Source organism: Companilactobacillus furfuricola (genome assembly GCF_003946325.1).
GTDB classification, from domain to species: domain Bacteria; phylum Bacillota; class Bacilli; order Lactobacillales; family Lactobacillaceae; genus Companilactobacillus; species Companilactobacillus furfuricola.
The window spans coordinates 121,352-140,524 of record NZ_RHNT01000002.1; the positions used below are offsets into that span (position 1 = coordinate 121,352).

General features: G+C 37.6%; 13 protein-coding genes. 6 read left to right on the forward strand and 7 right to left on the reverse strand.

Features of this window, described 5'->3' with window-relative positions:
• Position 1: 1 nt before the first annotated feature.
• The 6 genes from EKM78_RS01675 to argC all read right to left on the reverse strand — a co-directional run bounded on the left by EKM78_RS01675 (position 2) and on the right by argC (position 6,299).
• Entirely contained in the window at positions 2 to 868 is an 867-nt protein-coding gene (locus tag EKM78_RS01675) for an SDR family oxidoreductase (protein ID WP_125768438.1), read from the reverse strand.
• A 150-nt stretch (positions 869 to 1,018) separates the two neighbouring features.
• A complete protein-coding gene (locus EKM78_RS01680; protein ID WP_125768440.1) occupies positions 1,019 to 1,783 on the reverse strand; it encodes a VOC family protein in 765 nt (254 codons plus the stop codon).
• Between the two features lie 332 nt (positions 1,784 to 2,115).
• Positions 2,116 to 3,246 carry an acetylornithine transaminase gene (locus EKM78_RS01685; protein ID WP_125768443.1) on the reverse strand — a complete coding sequence of 377 codons (1,131 nt, stop codon included), beginning with the start codon at positions 3,244 to 3,246 and terminating at the stop codon, positions 2,116 to 2,118.
• A 16-nt stretch (positions 3,247 to 3,262) separates the two neighbouring features.
• Entirely contained in the window at positions 3,263 to 4,003 is a 741-nt protein-coding gene (gene argB / locus EKM78_RS01690; protein ID WP_125768446.1) for an acetylglutamate kinase, read from the reverse strand.
• Between the two features lie 40 nt (positions 4,004 to 4,043).
• The gene (argJ, locus tag EKM78_RS01695; RefSeq protein ID WP_125768449.1) at positions 4,044 to 5,258 is read right to left on the reverse strand and encodes a bifunctional glutamate N-acetyltransferase/amino-acid acetyltransferase ArgJ; all 1,215 of its coding nucleotides are present in this window, start codon (positions 5,256 to 5,258) and stop codon (positions 4,044 to 4,046) included.
• A gap of 12 nt (positions 5,259 to 5,270) precedes the next feature.
• On the reverse strand, positions 5,271 to 6,299 hold the full coding sequence (gene argC / locus EKM78_RS01700) for an N-acetyl-gamma-glutamyl-phosphate reductase (RefSeq protein WP_125768452.1): 1,029 nt from the start codon (positions 6,297 to 6,299) through the stop codon (positions 5,271 to 5,273).
• A gap of 791 nt (positions 6,300 to 7,090) precedes the next feature.
• Between argC and EKM78_RS01705 the strand changes: the two genes are divergently transcribed.
• From EKM78_RS01705 to EKM78_RS01720, 4 genes are all read left to right on the forward strand, one after another.
• Positions 7,091 to 10,651, forward strand: a complete 3,561-nt coding sequence (locus EKM78_RS01705) for a hypothetical protein (RefSeq protein ID WP_125768455.1) — start codon at positions 7,091 to 7,093, stop codon at positions 10,649 to 10,651.
• Positions 10,635 to 12,806 carry a hypothetical protein gene (locus EKM78_RS01710; protein WP_125768458.1) on the forward strand — a complete coding sequence of 724 codons (2,172 nt, stop codon included), beginning with the start codon at positions 10,635 to 10,637 and terminating at the stop codon, positions 12,804 to 12,806. Before EKM78_RS01705 ends, EKM78_RS01710 begins: the two co-directional genes overlap by 17 nt.
• 134 nt (positions 12,807 to 12,940) lie before the next feature.
• Positions 12,941 to 14,632, forward strand: coding sequence for an ATP-binding cassette domain-containing protein (locus tag EKM78_RS01715; protein ID WP_125768461.1), 1,692 nt, complete (start codon positions 12,941 to 12,943; stop codon positions 14,630 to 14,632).
• Positions 14,629 to 16,233 carry an amino acid ABC transporter ATP-binding/permease protein gene (locus EKM78_RS01720; protein ID WP_125768464.1) on the forward strand — a complete coding sequence of 535 codons (1,605 nt, stop codon included), beginning with the start codon at positions 14,629 to 14,631 and terminating at the stop codon, positions 16,231 to 16,233. The genes EKM78_RS01715 and EKM78_RS01720 overlap by 4 nt, the downstream gene beginning before the upstream one ends.
• Positions 16,234 to 16,333: 100 nt before the next feature.
• Here the strand turns inward: EKM78_RS01720 and EKM78_RS01725 are convergent, their stop codons facing one another.
• On the reverse strand, positions 16,334 to 17,239 hold the full coding sequence (locus tag EKM78_RS01725; RefSeq protein WP_125768467.1) for a LysR family transcriptional regulator: 906 nt from the start codon (positions 17,237 to 17,239) through the stop codon (positions 16,334 to 16,336).
• 161 nt (positions 17,240 to 17,400) lie between these two features.
• On the opposite strand from EKM78_RS01725, the gene EKM78_RS01730 reads away from it, so the two are divergent.
• Positions 17,401 to 18,252, forward strand: a complete 852-nt coding sequence (locus tag EKM78_RS01730; RefSeq protein ID WP_125768470.1) for a sugar phosphate isomerase/epimerase family protein — start codon at positions 17,401 to 17,403, stop codon at positions 18,250 to 18,252.
• Between the two features lie 25 nt (positions 18,253 to 18,277).
• Positions 18,278 to 19,111 carry an SDR family NAD(P)-dependent oxidoreductase gene (locus EKM78_RS01735; RefSeq protein WP_125768473.1) on the forward strand — a complete coding sequence of 278 codons (834 nt, stop codon included), beginning with the start codon at positions 18,278 to 18,280 and terminating at the stop codon, positions 19,109 to 19,111.
• The last annotated feature ends 62 nt before the right edge of the window (positions 19,112 to 19,173 follow it).

The following is a 19,173-nucleotide window of genomic DNA, read 5'->3' on the forward strand; positions in this document are numbered from 1 at the left end:
TTTATTTCGCTTTCTTTGCTAAAACTTCCTTAACAGAGTCCGTCAAACTAGGTAAGGCGTGACCTAAAACGTCAGGTAAGTCAGAAGTGTTTTCATCCAGGTTACCATCTCTGATCAAAGTTTGAAAGCTAGTGATCATATCAGCGGTAGCTTTATCAAGTCCCGAGTCTTGCAATCCTTGACTATATTCGGCATCGCTTAAAGAACGAACTTCAAAATTATTACCAGTAGCTTCTTTGACAGCTTCAGCAAGTTCAGCGTAAGTGTGAGATGCTCCGGCAAATTCATAAATATCTTTCGGATCGTCCGAAATTAAGACTTTAGCAGCCGCTTCAGCATAGAAACGTTCCAAAGCCCAGCCGGCGTAACCGTCAGCAGCAGAATAGACAAAAGCTTCATCCTGATTGCCGGCGTCAATAACGCTCATCTCATTTTCAACATACCAATTATTTCTCAAAAAGGCGTGTTTGATCCCCGTGGCAGTAATGATCTTTTCAGTTTCTTTGTGGTCTTGAGCAAGAGGTGCGTTTGATTGATCAGCCTGAGGAAAACTAGTATAGGCAATGAACTTCACGTTAGCTTTTTGAGCAGCAGTGATGACATTTTGATGTTGTTGCAAACGAGGGATCTTGCCACCAGGTTGTGAAGAAACAAAGAGCAAGCGATCAACATCTTTCAAAGATGATGCCAATTGATCAACGTCCTCATATGAACCAGGGCGGATCTCAACGCCAGCAGGCAATAACTTCTTAGCTTTTTCCTCATTACGAGCTAAAGCTACGACGTCTGATGCAGCCACGTTTTCAAGTAAAGTATTAACGGCAGCTAAGCCGAATTTTCCTGTAGAACCAGTAATTGCGTATTTCATAAATAAATCCTCCTAGGTGTTACTTTTTAAGTAACTGTTATTCATATAGTAACACCTTGCTTTTAGAATGCAAGGATTTAATTAAATAAATTATATGAATTAATTTTGTCATCAAAAAAAAGCTTCCAACCAACGGTCAGAAGCTTTTGATTATTTAAATTGTAATTTAGCATCACCAAATGAAAATTCTTGACCGGCTAAGTCGCCAGAATTACTAAAGACTAAGTCAGTAATGTAGTTATTTTTTCCTGACTTAAAGATAATTTGACGATCACCAAAGTCGACTACATAGTCTTTATCGTCACGAACAGGAGGGATGCCAATGAATTGGCCCCACTTAATAGCCATTATCTCGGGATTTGTAACTCGATAGATAGCTTGTTTGACCATGATATTCTTTCGAGGATGTTCGACTAGTAAATTCTTTTTGATCAAATTCTCTTTTCGAATATAGTCTGGGTCGTTCCATTGAACAACGTAAGGATAGGGAACTTGGAAAAATTTATTTCGTACAAAGAATATCTTCCAAGTAATGAGATTTCCCTTTGGATCCCGACGGGTGCCGGTTTGGATATTTTCAACAGGGAAATTTTGCGACAGTAAACGCTCGTGCACCGCTTCAATATCATTAGTCCGAAAACCGATAGTATTGATATGTTGATTTGGTAAATCATGGATACAATCGTAAATTGAAGTTGCACCATCACGAACGACGTGACTGGCTAATTCTGGATTGTATACACTCATCAGTTCGATGTAGTTCAAACCAAAGTAGCCCACAGCATTGGACGTACCCCATTGCTCATGTTTGCCACCATTATGGAAGATAATTCCCTTCTCATCAAACCAGTTGATGGCTTCATTAATGTCGTTCACATCGATAATAGTGTGGTCCCATTTTAAATTTTCTGTCATGAAACAGACTCCCTCTCGCAAACTCTTTCATTAAATAATTAATTACCATTTAAACCTAATTTTAATTTATTGGCAAGTGTCTAAATATACATCATGAATTGAAGTTATTCAGTACATAAACATACGTAATAATAAAAAACGGTAAATTGGTAAACCATATTTCGAGAAAAATATTGATTCTTCATCCTCTATTATAGTTTATATAATAAAAATAAACGCATTTTTTTTCGATCAATAAAAGTATTTAAAAACACGACTGAACCTAAATAGGCCCAGTCGTGTTTTTTCTATGAACGAGCTCCGAGGCACAGCGACCTCTCCGCTCTATATTCTTATTGTAAAACGTCTTTGATCAATTCAACGCCCTTGACCAAGTTATCCTCGCCCATGATTAATGGAGGCAATAGTCTCAAAGTGTTGTATTTTGCTGATATCGTCAATAATCCTTTGTTTTGCAGTTGGGTGATGACTTCGCCTACTTTGAGCGAGTCGTCCAAATGAATCCCGACCATGAAGCCGAGGCCAGTAATATCAGTCACGTGCTCCAATGGTTTGATTTCAGTATTTAATTTATCCCAAAGTGATTTTGACTTTGCTTGAACTTGTTTTAAAAAGTCGGGAGTCAGTTGTTCCAGAACTCCATTCGCCACAGCCATTGAGAGCTTATTTCCTCCAAAGGTTGTTCCGTGAGTTCCTGGTCCAAAGGCCTCGGCCAACTTTTTCTTGCCGATCATTGCACCAACGGGTGTGCCATTACCTAAAGCTTTGGCAGATGTGATTATGTCAGGTTCGAGTCCAAATTGTTCGAAAGCAAATTTCGTACCAGTCCGTCCGATCCCAGTCTGAACTTCGTCGATGATAAGTAATACACCATTGTCGTGAGCAGCTTGTTGAACTTTTTGCAACCAAGTTTTATCGGCAACATTTACGCCACCTTCACCTTGAACTACTTCTAAAATAACGGCTGCTAAATCTGAATCGATCAGTGAAATTGCTTCGTCATCATTGTAGTTGGCAAATTCAACGCCGGGTACTAGGGGTGTGAAACCAGCTTGGATATCAGGATTTCCAGTCAATGACATTGAGCCGAATGTTCGACCATGGAAACCATTATTAAATGCTAAAATTTTTGCTTTGCCAGTATATTTACGAGCTAATTTAAAAGCTGCTTCGTTAGCTTCAGTCCCAGAATTGCAAAAGAAAGCTAGCTGGTCGCCGTTGCAAAGTTTAGCAGCAACGTCATCTTGAATTTGACTGTCATACAAGTTGGAAGTGTGCCAAATTTTCTTTGCTTGTTCAGCTAAATTGTTTTGGATCAGTTCATTGCTGTAGCCGAAGCTGCAAACGCCGATGCCACTCGTGAAATCTAAGTAAGTCTTACCATTATTGTCTGTTAAAAATACATCGTGTCCTTCAACTATATCAAAGGGAAAACGTGCATAAGTTGGAAATACGTGCTCCATAATGTTCCTCCATTAATTAGTTTTGATATTGAAATTGTGTTCCTGGTTGACATAAGTCATTGGTGATAAATGTTTGATGAACGCCATTTTTTAAAGCTTTGAAAGAAGCTTGGATTTTTGGCATCATACCTGACTTAATAATATTATTTTGAAAAAGCTGATTTGCGGCCGTTTCTGTTAGTTGAGGAACAACTTGTCCCGAATTCAAAACGCCTGGAACATCTGTCAATAAGACGAGTGATTCAGCTTCCAATTGGATGGCAATAGTAGCTGCTGCCATATCGGCATTAACGTTGAGCCAGTGTCCATCAGCTGTTTGAGCTAATGGAGCAAGGATGCCGATCTGGTCGGTCAATTGGTCATCGAGCCAATTTTTGTTGATGGAGGTGACTTTACCAACTTCACCGTATTCCTCGTGGTTCAAGTATTGGCCTTGCAGCAGATGATTGTCTGAAGCATTCATACCGATCACAGGAAGTCCAGCATTGGCAATGAATTGACAAAGCTTTGGTTGAACTAATCCTATTAGGACTGCTTTAGTAACATTGAGTGTTTCTGAATCAGTTACTCTGATCCCATCAATTTTTTCGACAGCTAAGTGTAATTTTTCACTCCACTGTGAGATCTGGGGACCGCCTCCGTGGATGATCAAGATCTTTTTACCTTGATCCCACCAAGTCTTGATCTGGTCAAAAAACGTCTGTGGTAGTTGGTCGCTGGCATTTCCGCCGATTTTAATTACGATAGTTTCCTGCATTTTCTTTACCTCATACTTTTTTAGTAGTTTGTATTCATATTTAACTTCTGTATGAAGCGTTGATTCGGACGTAATCGTAAGTAAGATCACAGCCCCAAGCTTGGCCTTTGGCTGTTCCGGAGTTTAAGTCAACAGTGACAGTTACAACATTTTTAGCTAGTTCTTCTTTCATTTGTGCTTCGTCAAAATCGCTGCTAGCACTGTTTTTAACGATCGGTACATCGTTGATCCAAACGGAAGTATGTTCAATATCAACGTGAGCGTTCGTTTGGCCAACGGCTGCAACGATCCGGCCCCAGTTGGCGTCGTTTCCGAAGATAGCCGTTTTGACTAAACTAGAACCAACGACAGCTTTAGCAACTTGTTGGGCTTCCGTCTTGTCATAAGCGTTTTGTACATTGACTTCGACTAATTTAGTGGCGCCTTCGCCGTCAGCAGCGATATCTTTAGCTAGTTCGGCTAAAACTTTATTAAAAGCTGCTACGAATGCTGGATATTGCTCACTTTGTTCAGTTAATGGTTCGTTGTCAGCACAACCGTTAGCCATCGTGACGACCATGTCGTTAGTAGAAGTGTCGCCGTCGACCGTGATCTGGTTGAAGGTAGAATCGACTTCTTGACTCAAGATCGGTTGTAACAAACCATCGGCTACTTTAGCGTCAGTCACGACAAAGCCGAGCATAGTTGCCATATTGGGATGGATCATTCCCGATCCCTTACAAAAACCACTGATGGTGACGGTTTTTCCGTCGATCGTTAGTTGGGTAGAAATGGTCTTGGCATGTTTGTCAGTCGTTAAGATCGCAGTAGTAACGTTGTCGTTGTCTAGTAGCTGCAAGGAGTTGATACCTTTTTCAATGATATCCATCGGCAAATTTTGACCTATAACACCAGTGGAAGCTACTCCCACGAGATCAGGATCGATATTCAATTTTTCCGATACTAGTTGTTGCTCTTTTTTAACGTCAATGTCACCTTGGTTTCCGGTAACGGAGTTAGCATTAGCAGAATTCATAACAACAGCCTGCAATTTGTGATTTAGATCGATCGTTTGCTTGGTGATTTTTGTGGGTGCCGCTTGAAACTGATTAGTTGTGTAAGTTCCCGCTGCTTGGGCTGGCTGTTCTGAATAGATCCAGCCCATGTCTTTTTTATCTTTACTGAGTCCGGCTTGTACTCCGTCTGATTTGTATCCCTTGGGCCACGTGAATGGCACGATATTATACGCAATTGCGTCATCTGATGATGTTTGCATAAAAAAATCCTCCTATATTGGTAAGACGGGACTTAAGTTAAGTCCTGCTTCCGGTGCGTAATCAAACATTTGATTAAAGTTTTGAATCGCTTGTCCGGCTGCACCTTTTAGGAGGTTATCAATTACACTGATTATCACGATTTGATGGGTAACAGGGTTTAATTGATAACCTATGTCACAGAAGTTAGTTCCAACAACTTGTTTCAAAGTTGGAAAAACTCCTTCAGTTGCATTTACAAAGGTGTCGTCTGAATAAGTTTTGACGAAAGCGTCGCGTACTTCTTTTTCAGTTACATTGTCTTTTGCCTTTGCATAGCAGCTGGCCATGATTCCACGTGTCAGTGGCAATAATGTTGTTGTGAACTGAATATAAGGTACGTTTTCGTCCCATTCTTGGAATTGTTGAACGATTTCAGGAATGTGTTGATGTTGATTTACCTTATACAGTTGCAGATTTTCATTGGTTTTACTGAAATGAGTGATCTCAGTCAGTTTCTTTCCCGCACCGGATGTACCAGATTTGGCATCCACTACGATTGAAGTTGGATCGATCAAATGATTTTGAACTAAAGGAGCCAGAGCCAAAATCGTTGAAGTAGCATAGCAACCAGGGTTGGCTACATACTTCTCTCCTTTAGAACTATAAAAATCAGTTAATCCATAATGCGCTTGTTGTAAGTACTGGTCTTCTGGAGCGTCTTTTTTATACCAATGCTTATAAACGTCACGTGACTTCAAACGATAGTCTCCAGCTAGGTCGATCACAGGGAAGTTAGCCTCCAAAAAGGGTTTAGCTAATTTCGTAGTGACACCAGCTGAAGTTGCGAAAAATACCATTTGATTATTTTTCATGATATCAGCAGGATCATAAGGCAAAATGTTGTCGCGTCGTCGCAGTTGAGGTAGAACTTCTTCTAAAGATTGTGCTACTTTCTGTGCGTGACCGTAGAGGTTGATGTGATCAACTTGTGGGTGTCGCAGTAGTAGTTCGAACAAAACGCTTCCGGAATATCCGGTCACGCCGACAAGACCAACATTCATATGCTTATCTTCCTTTCTTCTGATAGATGTTTATAATTTTTCCACCTTTTTATTTATATGTGGGAATTATCCCTTAATGTACACTCTTGTGTGAGAAAAAACAAGGGTTTTTCTAATTGTTTTCTAATTTTATTGGTTTTTTGAGTGTTGGTTTGGGGGATTTTTTGTGTTTTTTCTTGGAGATTGATTTTTATTTTCTAATTATTTTGGGTGGAGGTTCATTGCCGGTTCTGCGGGGGGATTCCGAGAATTGCGACCGTGGAACGCCATGGGCACCACTCTGAGCTATCCGAAGAAACCCAATTCGGACATCTCACAGCTGGGCCTTCCACTAAGCTCCTCCGTCGCCAAGTGGAATTTCATGGCTGACGGTCGAATTCTCTCCATCCCCCCACAGAACCTAGTGTTACCAACACTCATTTTTTGGTTTGGGGTACGGTACTTATTTTTATAGTTGTAAATTTTTTGGTATTTGTTGTGGTGCTTAACATTTGCTTTCGTTGTAATTATTGTTCCTCTACTTATCTTGTTGATTTAATTTTTCTGAAACCATCGGTTGCTATTTTGAATTATATTTAATTGGTTCAATTAGTTATTTTTTTATTGGTGATTTATAAAATCGATTTATTGAAAAAAATTATTATATTTTGGTGACGTATTCATTGGTCGTTTTCATTCGTTTTAATGGTTTTTTTATTTCTGATTTGTTTTACTAAAACCATATAATTGTTTATCGAATCACATAGTTTTATAAATGAAATTAATAATAATTATCCATTAAGGAGTTAATTATGAAGCTGGAAGATTTCGAAAATATTTATTCTGCCCTTTCTAAAAATGAGTGCGCTGGGAAGCTTGCTTTATTGGATGCTCCTACTGGTAGTGGGAAGAGTTATAATGTTCGCTTGTTTCTTTGTAGTCAGGCTTTAAAGGAAGAAAAATTTCGTGCATTTTTTGTTACTAACCAAAAGAAAAATATAGATTTTCCTGGATTTATTAATGTTTGGGATGATCTTAAGTTGGATGGGCAGTCGTTCGGATTCGAAAATGTTGCTATTTTGCGTTCTTTGCCGGATACCATTGATACTTTATTGAATAAGCTCGATTTCCCAAATTGCCTCATGTCTACCAAATTGAAAGATGCATTGGCACGGTTGAAGAGTTCTTATGAACTGTATCAACAAATTCAAACAATTAGTCCGCAGTCTAATCATGGGTGGAATGAACTTAACCAGTATGAATATGAAGTTAGAAGAATTATTGCTAATACTCTTGCGGCTAGATATGGGGTGGATTCCTCGTTGAAACGGAGTAAGGACTTTGTTAAAAAAATTCAAGATGGAATAAAAGAAGATACGGAAGAAGTTCGTAAGTGGATTTATAATGTGTATCCAACAATTGATCTAGAGTGCTTTTCCATCATTCTTTGTACCACAGCCAAATTTATTAGCAGTTATAAACCATTTTTCAAATCTAAAGGTTCAACAATTATGTTCAATAATTTGTTGAATAAAAGCTTGATTGTTTTCGATGAATTCGATGCAACTAAGAAACAATATCTTGAAAAGACCATTGATGATGCTTTAAAGATCAGTACTGATTTAATTGTTCTCTTCAACAGTATCCATGAGGCATTTGAGAAATTACAACAAGGCAATATTCCTAAAACCTTAAGAATCATGCTCGAAAAGCATCCTAGTTTTAGCAAATTATCTAAAGTCGAAATGCAATTGTTGGATGAATACCATTTGTCATATTTGCATAAAGTTGAGACCCCTGAGAATAAGAATCAAAAACAGAGCTTCTTGATGCATGGCCCAACTGCCACTTTGGTTAGTGGAAATCAAAAGTTTTATTCACATGAAGATAATGAAAAAAATCAGGTAATTATTGACCACGATCCGAAAGATGACCTTCATTTTATTCAGATGTTATATCGAGTCTCAGGGTTTATTCGTAAATTCAATCGCATGATTATTCAAATTGCTGACGAATATCGTAGTAAAAGAAATCATCATAACAACCCTTTGGATACAGAAATAAATCAAATTGATGCTTGTTTCACTGTATATGACGCTCTCGGATTTGAAAAACAACAAGCGGAAATGCTGATGAATATTGAGACAGAGGTCCAACGTTATCACAAAAATAAAGACAAACGAAAGACAAAGCCTAATGTTGTTTATCCATTTCAAAGTATCGGACTGTTCCTATTTTTCTTTGAAGATTCGGAACAACATGAATTCAAAACTAGGATCAATGCTGCCTTTTTGAATACTACGGCAGAAAACTTTTTACTTAGTCTCACTGAAAAAGCAATGGTATTAGGATTGTCCGCTACGGCCTTTATTCCTACTGTTTTAGACAACTACGATTTAAAATATCTTAAATCTAAATTGGATGATAGACTCATTGACGGTAAAAAATATTTAACTGATGAAACAATTGCAGAATTTAATTTAAATAAGAGATACGAAGAAAATGGAATCAAGGTTCAATCTAAGTTTATTGATGCTGATGGAAATAATATAACAACTACAGTTAAGGAATTAATCGAAGCTGGTGAATTTATTGAATTTGATCAAGTTGATAAAAGTAAGATAGCGGAATTAGACAGTTTGATTGCAGAACGGATCAATATGATTGCCTCTAATAAATCCAAGAAAGATAATCCTGAATATTATAAAAATAGATACGTTTCGTTGTTTGAAAGCTTCATATATTTTATAAATCGGCCAGACTTAATTTCATTTTTAGGTTTACAATCGAAACTTCCTGATAATTTTGATGAAATGTCTAGAGAATTAGTAGAACAAGGATTTGATCTGTTAGTTGATGCATTCGCCAAGAATAGTGCAGACAAATTGGAGCTACGTATTATTGCCAAAAATAAAGATTATTTAGTTGAAGATCAAATAAAAGACGCTTTGAAATTGCCCGAGCAAGGGAAGAGAGTTTATTTGTTAAGTGCCTATCAATCAATTGGTGTAGGGCAAAATCTGCAACATGATTTCTGTCAAATCGATGAACCATACGCGGTCAATATTGCTCCTGATAATGCATCAGACAAAGATCCTAGAAATGTGCAGATGGATCTTTCAGGAATTTATTTGGGCGAAATAACTAATATTTTAACTAATGCGAAACAATACGCATTTAACTTAGAAACAATTAGATATATTATCCAACTTTACTATATGATGGATGCAAATGAGATTGATCGGTTTGAACTTTTAGAACAGTTCAGAGCTATTGAAACAAATCAGGTATATAAACCAAAACCTGCAAATGTTAAGAGTGTCCTCACAAGTCAGATGATGGTGTTGATTCAGGCTTTAGGAAGGATGAACCGAACCTTTAATAAGTCTAAAAGCCCTTTAGTTTTAGCAAATTGCCAACTTAAGAAGAGGATGACTCATCTAGGCTTAAATGATGTAAATGTCAGTCCTGAATTATCATCTTTGCTTAAGAAAACGTCGAGCAAGTCTGACTTGGACGTGGAAGAGAAACAATTACTTAATGAAAAATTCAATTTAACTGAATATACCAAATATGATTTGGAAGTTTTACTCAGAAGAATTAGAACAGAGCAAGCAATAGCTGATCAATATCAATTTGTTAGAGAGAGTTTGCTAAAGTATCCAACTATCGATGAAGATCAATTACTTGAGTTGCAAAACGATCCTGATCATTCAAAACGAGGTCTGAAATATTTGCCAAATCCACAATTTGATACCTCATACAAAGTCAAATTGTTAGATATGGCAGGAGAGCAATACAAATTCGGTACAAGTGATGCAAACATTGAGATTTCTTCGGAAGCTTCACGACTAGATATTCTTTTGAAATATCCAGGGTTAGAAGAATTTTTTAAAGAAAAAGGATATGCCACTAAGTGGAAACCCAAAGGGTACATAATTAATCCAATTCAATTTAGGAATCTTTATCGAGGAATCCTAGGTGAAGTATGTGGGAAATTTATTTTTGAAGACAGAATTGGCGTCCAGTTAACCAATATGAAGGATCTAAAAAATAATGAATTATTCGACTATACAGTGGTCGACAATTGCACTGCAATTGATTTTAAAAACTGGGAAAGTACCCATCAAGTAGATGAAAGAGAAATAGTAGAGCAAATTAAATCGAAGTTAGAAAAATTGAATCAAAACACAGGTAAAGAATGGAAAGTAATCGTATTGAACGTTGTGGGTTCACCAAATGACGAGATTGTTCCTACAAATGATAAATCTATTTTACAAGTGCCAGCTATGTTAGATGATTTAGGAAATTGTTTATTGGATGACAAAGCAGTAATTAAAATAAGGAGATTTATTAATGGAGATAACGACTAATAAGCTTGAATATCAATTTAAGTATGCTGAGTTAAATGAAAAATACAGTGGCGCTGTTGTGCATGTTCCAGATAAAAATGATTTTACAGAATTTCATAGGTTATTAGAAAACGATGATGTTATATCTTATACATTTATTAAATTTCAGTATTTCCTGCTGCTGTTAAAGAAAGATTCAACTCTCTGCTATACGTGGGTTGGCAAATTATCATTGGACAGCATCCGATTTTCTCCAAAAGTTTCTCTGCCCCAGAAAATAACACTTTATAAAAATCACTTCTTCCAATTACTCCTCAATCAACTTACGGATGGGGATGATCTTTTGCCGGCTAAGAATCTAAGTTCAGATTTAATTATTACTAAATCAAATTGGATTAAAGATATCGAGAATTTTCCTAAACAAATTTTTGGATTGCAATTCCAAATTGGATGGGATCAAACTCTATCTTGTAATGTGGTAACGTATACGGCTACATCGAAAACGGATTCTGATTATGATTTCTACGAGTTTGATAATAAGAGAAATATAATTCGGAGAAATATTAGTAAAACATCCTTAGAACTCTTCGAAAAAAATAATATTTTAAAACGAAATGAAGTCGAATTTATACTTTTAGATGATAAAAGCAACTTTGATGAAAGCAAAATTGGGGTAATTTCCAAGGTGATCAAGAATCTTGAAAAACATTTTGGACAATTATTTGAAGGTGGGAAAATTGATTTTGTAAATGAACCAGTGATTCAGTTCTTTAATGGGAAATTGCCAATGACCTTGCCAGGAAGAAAAGATAACAAACGAACGTGGCACGATTTTTTTGGAGAAACGATCAATATTTATTGTTCCGGTGAAGATAAAGTGTCGACTAAATTATTTGAAATGGTTTATGACTTATTTATGGAAAGCAAGGAATTGGAAAGTTATGGTTTGAATTTTCAACGTAATTATAAATCCGTTGAGGGACTCAACATACAAGTAATAAGAGATGCTCGGAACAATAAAAAAGTTAAAGAAGAGTATGAATTAGGTACTAATAAAAAATGGATCCAGCATATTACTCCAGATGGCTTGGGGAAACTGAATCGGAAAAATAAAATCCAATTTCATAAAATAGAAGATAAAGATATTTCAACTAATCCAAGTGTTATTAATACCTTCGAAAACTTATTCCTGAAAAAACAAATAGCTAAAAAACAAATGATAAATATTGATCCGAAATTGTTGGATATATGTTCTGAGTATACATTTTATTATTTTGAGTGGGTGAAAAAAGCTGTCATTAAAGTCACAAAACTGAACATTGATAAAGCAGGACACATGGAATTCAAACAAGAGAATGTCCAGCTTTTTAAGAATAATGAGGAGACTGAAAGTGAAAAGCTTTGTTTTAACATTTTGTCAAAATTTGGGATTAAAGGCGATGCCAGGTTTACCAAGAGTGTCTGGGGCAGCATCGAGTATGCAGTTAAGATTGAATCGGATTACATTGCTGTGCGAAATTCTGATAAGCAAGTTTTTCCGAATATGGAATTATTGCCTGAAAAGCAAGCACATGCCGATACTAATAAACGATTGAAAATTTGTGAAGTTATATCCAACGTTGCATATTTATCTGAAAACAGCAATGATGCTGAATATCAAAAAACTGCAGAAGCGATAATTTCAATTTTGGAAGAAAACTTTGACTCAGATCCCGATGGAGTTCGCGTCTCCGTGGGTGAAATCAAATCAAAGCTAAAAGAAAATGAAATTAGTTTTAGAAAAAAAGCTGTTAGTAGTATTTGTCGAGATTTAGAGGACAGCTATTCTTATACCTTCAATAATTCATCCAGACAAGTTAAAGAAATAGACTTGTTTGTTGGTTTCAGTGGAATGGGATTGGTATCTGAAAATGGGAGATACTATTATTTTGTTGGAAGTACAAACAAAGTTCAGCAAAAAATTACTAGAGCGACTAGATTGCGACAAATTGTTGCGATTATTGCGGATGATAAAAAAATGACGGAAGAAAAATTAATTGAAGACAATTTTGATAATTTTATGCAACTGATGAATGTTGGGTTTGTTAAAATTGGTCAATATACTGTCAAGCCATTCCCAATTAAATACATTCGCGAGTATTGTGATTATCAAAATCGGAAAGCGAATTTAAAATAAAAGAAAAATGGTACGGATTTTTTAATCTGCACCATTTTTTATTTATCATTCGATAAAATCCCAAGCATCTTTTGGAATCTTTGCTTATAATTAATTTATCAGTATTTATTATTTTTTCTATGTGAGGCGATTTCATGATTAAGCGTTTGTGGGGATTGGGGCAGGCTGCTCGTTGGAAAATGTGGATCCAAATATCCGGGCAATGGCTCAGTGAAATGCTAGTGGTAACGATACTTTGGGCTGGGGCGCAATGGTTATTTAGTGACCGAGTTTCGAAAATTTTGTTGAGTTTGATTGCGATTCAAATTGTTATTACGGTGGTTTACTTACTGGCTATTAAGTCGATCAATAAGAATGGCTGGGCCGTCGCAGCTAGTCGCGACTTGCAGGATCAGTATTTGCGAGCTTATTTGAACGATGAAACGACGGCGGATTTTGATGTGATGAAAGTTTTGCAACAGGATCTACGAACCTTGAAGAGCGTAACGATTTTCTTCGACACGATCATTCCGACTATTTTACAGCTGGTTCTTACGGGGATCGTTGTGATAATTATTGGTTCCTTCATCGATCCATTGTCAGTTTTGATACCATTTGCTGGGATTTTGTTGCTCGGCATGGGTATGGGAATGCTGCAAGGTATGGGTGATCGAACTAATTTGCGCTACATTAAGAGTTTTAATCTAATGGGCCAGCGCTTTTTGGATGACTTTTTAGGGATGTCGACTTTGATCATGAATGGCCGGCAACATCAATATGCCAATGATTTTAAGAAGGATTCTGAGAATTTTCGGCAAAAAACAATGGGAGTTTTAGTTTATCAACTCCAGTCGTTAACGATCATGGATTTTTGTTTGTATGGTGCGATCGGCTTTTTCTTAATGGCGCAAGGTCATGCTATTTCTACTGGTACTTTGACCATTAGTCAGGCCATCGGTCTAAGTGCAATTACCGTGATTTGGTTGATTGATTTCCGCAAGTTTGGTTATTTCATGCACGTCTTCATGTCGACGTTGCCAAAAATCAAACGGCTCTTTACGATCATCGATGCTGGAAAAACAGCTGACATTGAAGAAAATCCAGCAGATCAGGATATTTCGCAAATTAGTTTGAGTGGTCAATTTGGCTACAAAGAACCTTTGGTGGAAATTTCTGATTGGCAGTTGGGACCTGGTCAAATCATTGGTTTAACTGGCCCTAGCGGCAGCGGAAAAAGTACCATTGCTAAAAATTTGATGAAACAGCTGCGTCCTATCGATGGTCAAATAAAAGTTGACGGCACTACAGATCTAGATCAGATCTCAACTACTGATTGGATGAGATCTGTTGCTTATTTAGGACCGAATACCGTCTTATTTGCAGGTACGATTGAAGAAAATCTTCTGCAGACGAATACTTCAGCAAATTGGCAAAAAATTTTACAGAGCTTAAATTTATGTCAGTTTGTGACCCAATTGCCAAAAGGCTATCAAACTGAAGTGGGTGAAAATGGTTCACAACTTTCGCCTGGGCAGCGCCAACAAATTGCCGTTGCAAGGGCAATCTTGAGTGCTAAACAAGTTTATATTTTTGACGAGGTCACTTCTAATATCGACCCAGAAAACGCTGATCTGATCTTAGCAGCCATCAAAGAAATTGCCGTGTACAAGATTGTCTTGTTGATCACGCATCGATTGGCTGACCTCCAACAATTATCGCAACTTTATTTGATCACCGATAAGAAGCTAGTCAGTGGGGACTTCACCAGTTTGCAAGCGGATGTCCCCGAGTTTAAACAGCTAGTTTCGGCGCAACAAAAACTATTGATGGAGGCCGGCTTACAATGAAATTATTTACACGATTATTAAAAACTGCCGGCCATCTTAATCTGATATTGCTAGCTAGTATTTTAATGGGTACCGTAGCAACTATTTTACAAATGACCTTATTGTGGCAAGGTTTTGACTCACTTTTCCATAATATTTCGTGGCTCTGGTTATGGATCATTTTGTTAGCGTTGATCGGTGGGATAACACGCTTTTTTGAACAATACCTCGGTCATTTAGCAGCGTTTAAAATCTTGTCCAATATGCGTAACATGGTTTATCAAAAAATATTGAAACTAGCACCAGCCAAACTAGACAGCGCTCGTAGCAGTGACGTTTTGAAGTTGCTAGCACAAGATATTGACCAGATCGAAATATTTTACGCTCATACTTTGTCACCGATCGTGATCGGATTTTTGACATCGCTGATCTTCGTAATAATTTTCTGGATCGTTCAACCAGTTTTAGGATTAATAGCCTTATTAGCGTATCTTCTGATCGGGATGGTCTTTCCGATACTCAGTCAGCGACATTTAACCAGTTTGACGAATGATTTGAACACCGCTGATCTAACGGAACAGCGGTTGATGTCGGATGCTGTCTTCGGTAAAACAGAATTACAGCAGTATCAAGCTGTCGATCCTTATTTTGAGAAATTGCACTCAGCCAGTCAAGCTTATTGGCAACTCGACCGCAAGAAGAGTACAGGGCAAATTCGTAATAGCTTGAGCATGCAATTGACCATGGTCGTCGCTTTACTTTTGTTCGTAATTGCAGTCAAATTTTACAATTTACCGATGATTTGGGCTTTGATCTTTCCATTTACCTTCAGTCGAGTATTGTCACTCGGCAATTTACCAGGCTCATTGGCAGGAGGACTATTGGCTGCCAGACACGTCTTTGAACTCCTCGATGAGAAACCAATCATTGAAGACGATGGAAAGAAGCAACTCTCTAATATTGAAGGTTTTGGACTGGAGCAGGTGGACTTTGCTTATCCCGAGAGATTAGATGCGCCGATCTTAACTAAGGCAAATATGAAAATATCTCCCGGTGAACGGATCGGTTTGATCGGAGCTAGTGGATCGGGAAAGAGTACTATTATGAAATTGATCATGCGTTGGTATCAAGCGCAGAGCGGACAAGTTATGATCAATGGAAAAGAAGTCTCTGATTATACATTGGGCCAACTTCGAAAAAACATTAGTTACGTTCCACAGAATGCGCAAATATTTAACACGAGTATCCGTGAAAATTTAACCTTGCGTGACCAACAAATTACCGATGAACAAATCTGGCAAGTCTTAGGTTGGTTGGATTTAACGTCGACTATTAAGGGATTAAAAGAAAAATTAGACACAAAGATATCAGCCGCTGAACCGATATTGTCAGCTGGTGAAGTTCAACGCTTGGAATTAGCTCGAGCATTAGTACATGAAAGCTCATTATTGATCCTCGATGAACCAACCTCGAATTTAGACGTCATTAACGAAGCCTTGATCTTGCGGACTGTTAAAGTTCACTATCAAGGAACAGTCATTGTGGTCACTCATCGGTATAGTACTTTGGCCATTTGTGATCGGGTGTTGGAACTTAAGGATGGACAACTGATTGAGAAATAGAAAATTGAAAAAGGAGTTACATAGAGATTGTTCATGATTGCACTCGACTATGTTTTGAATTAAAAAAGGAGTTCAGAATTTTTTTCTGAACTCCTTTTTTCTACATCTTATTTACAGCTAGATCACGACTTTGTTGTTGAATGAATTTAACAAAACTAGCTATTTCTGGACGTAAAGTATTTTGTTTGAGGACGGCCATATAAAGGATCCGTTGCCATTTTGGAAAAGATAACGGGATGACTTTCACTGGCATATTTTCCAATATCGCCATATTGGGAACGATGGCAATTCCAAAATTGTTAGCTACTAGTCCGGCAATGGCTTGATCTTCCTCGACCGAATAAGAGCTGATGGGTTGGCCACCGGCATCATCAAATAATTTTGTCATGATCGATGCCAATCCACTTTCTTTGGCAAATGTGATCTGTGGATAAGCCAGCGTTTCTTTTAGCGTTACATTAGTTCTGTTAGCCAGTGGGTGATTTATTGGGGTGATACAGACCATGGTCTGTTCGGCAATGGGAGTAAAATCGATGTCATCATATCCATCTAGTTTTGAACAAAAAGCGACGTCATATTTTTTCCTACGTAGATCTCTCAGCATCTGTGGGGACATGCCATTGCCAATGCTGAAGTCCAAGTTGATTGTTGGATCATCAGTGAACTGCAGAAATTGTTGAGCCATCTCTGGCAACCATTTGATTGAGAGATTTCTTAATGAAACTAGTTTGATATCTCTTTTGGGGCTAGATAAATTTTGGATTTGCGAAATACTTTGATCCAAGGAGTACAAGGTGGCGGAAATGTTGTTGGCAAAAAGTCTTCCTTGTGGAGTCAGCTGAACTCCCCGACCATTTTTTTCAAAGAGATTCGTCCCGATCTCAGACTCGAGAACGTGAATAGATTTGGTGAGACTCGGCTGGGTGATATGGAGTAATTTGGCAGTTTTGGTGTAGTTTTCTGTACGTGATAAGGCTAAAAAGTAGCGTAAATGATTTAGATCCATGAAATGCTTCTTTCAATTTTTATGATGAATTTGTCACAGCAATTATATGGCAATTGATAACTTTTAGCTATGTGTCTATTGAATAAAAAGCAATTGGACGCTTGATTTGAAGACAACTACATTGGAATTGAAAGGTTTATTTTGGAAATGGAGGAACTATTTTGAGCGAGTTACATCCAATTACTGTTAGTTCATGGACCTTAGGAGATAAATGTAGTTTTGAAGATCGTTGCAAGTATGCTAGTGAGGCTGGTTATGACGGGATCGGCTTACGAGCTGAAAATTATGTAGATGCTTTAAACGAGGGCTTAAGTGACCAAGATCTTTTAGATATTTTGGATAAATACAATATTAAATGTACCGAGGTGGAATACATTGTTCAGTGGTGTGAAGAACCTCGGTCTTACGAACAAAAATATAAAGAACAAATGTGTTTCCACATGTGTGATCTCTTTGGTGTGCAACACATTAATACGGGCTTAATGGAAAATTATTCAATCGATTATATCTCTAAGAAATTGCAAGAATTAGCAATCCGCGCCGGTGATTTGATCATCGCATTAGAGCCAATGCCATACAGCGGATTAACGAATTTTGATAAAACTTGGGAAATTATGAAAAAAGCTGATTGCGACAATGTCTATATGTTGTTAGATATGTGGCACTGGGTCAGATCAGGCCAGCCTTATGATCTGTTAACGAAAGAACAAGCTAAAAGGGTCATCTCGATCCAGTTGGATGACACATATTCACGCCCATACGCAAAGTCGATCTTGCGGGATGAGTCCATGCATGATCGATTAGCACCAGGAGTAGGAGACCTGGATACTGCGAAATTTGTCCAAATGATCAAGGATGCTGGTGTTGATCCCAAAGTCATTGGGGTTGAAGTCATTTCCGATAAATATATGGCTAAAGGACTAAAGTTCGTTGCTGATTATATTTATAGGCAAACGGTTGAAGTGTTGAAACAGGCTTGGCCTGGGATTTTAAGAAATTCAGTTACAGCTTAACTTAAAAAAGGAGGAGGAAGTAATAATGAGTGATTCGTGGTTAGGATTAAAAAATAAGGTAGTCGTTATCACTGGTGCTGTTGGAGGCATGGGTACAAAATTTTCAAAAGATTTTGCTGAACAAGGCGCCAAAGTTGTATTAGTTGATTTATTGAAAGATAAGACAGAAGCTCTGGCAAAGAAATTGACAGATGAATATGGCGTTGAAACGTTGGCATTGCAATGCAATACCACAAATGAAAAAGAAGTTGATCAAGCAGTTAAAACAGTCGTTGATAAATTCGGTCAAGTTGATGTTTTAGTAAATACAGCAGCTATTCTCAGATTTTCGCCTTTGGAAGATCTAAGATTGGATGAATGGAAACAAGCATTGGATGTTAATATAACCGGCTATTTCTTAATGTCGCAAAGATTCGGTAAAATTATGATCAAACAAAATCATGGTACTTTGATCCACATTTCGACCGCTGCATCACTTTCTCCAGAAACATACAGTGGTGCATACAGTACGACTAAAGCTGCGGTAAATATGATGTCGAAACAGATGGCAGCTGAATGGGGTCAATTTGGTATTCGCAGCAACACGGTCTTACCTTGTTTAGTCAAGACACCATTGTCAGAAAACTTCTACAGTGATCCTAAAGTAGAAGATGGACGTAAACGTTTAGTTGCCAGCAAACGGATCGGTAACTTGACGGATATTTCTAATACTGTCCTGTTTTTAGCTAGTGACCGTTCTGATTACACAAATGGAAGTGAGATCCCTGTTGATGGTGGGATCCACATGATGATTTCAGATATGATCCCTAAGCCAGGTGGTCGTCGTCAATATGCAATTGACCATCATGATCCAAAATAAATATTTGATTAGATAAATTTTTACAAGAGTCGTGGATATTTCCGCGGTTCTTTTTTACTCGA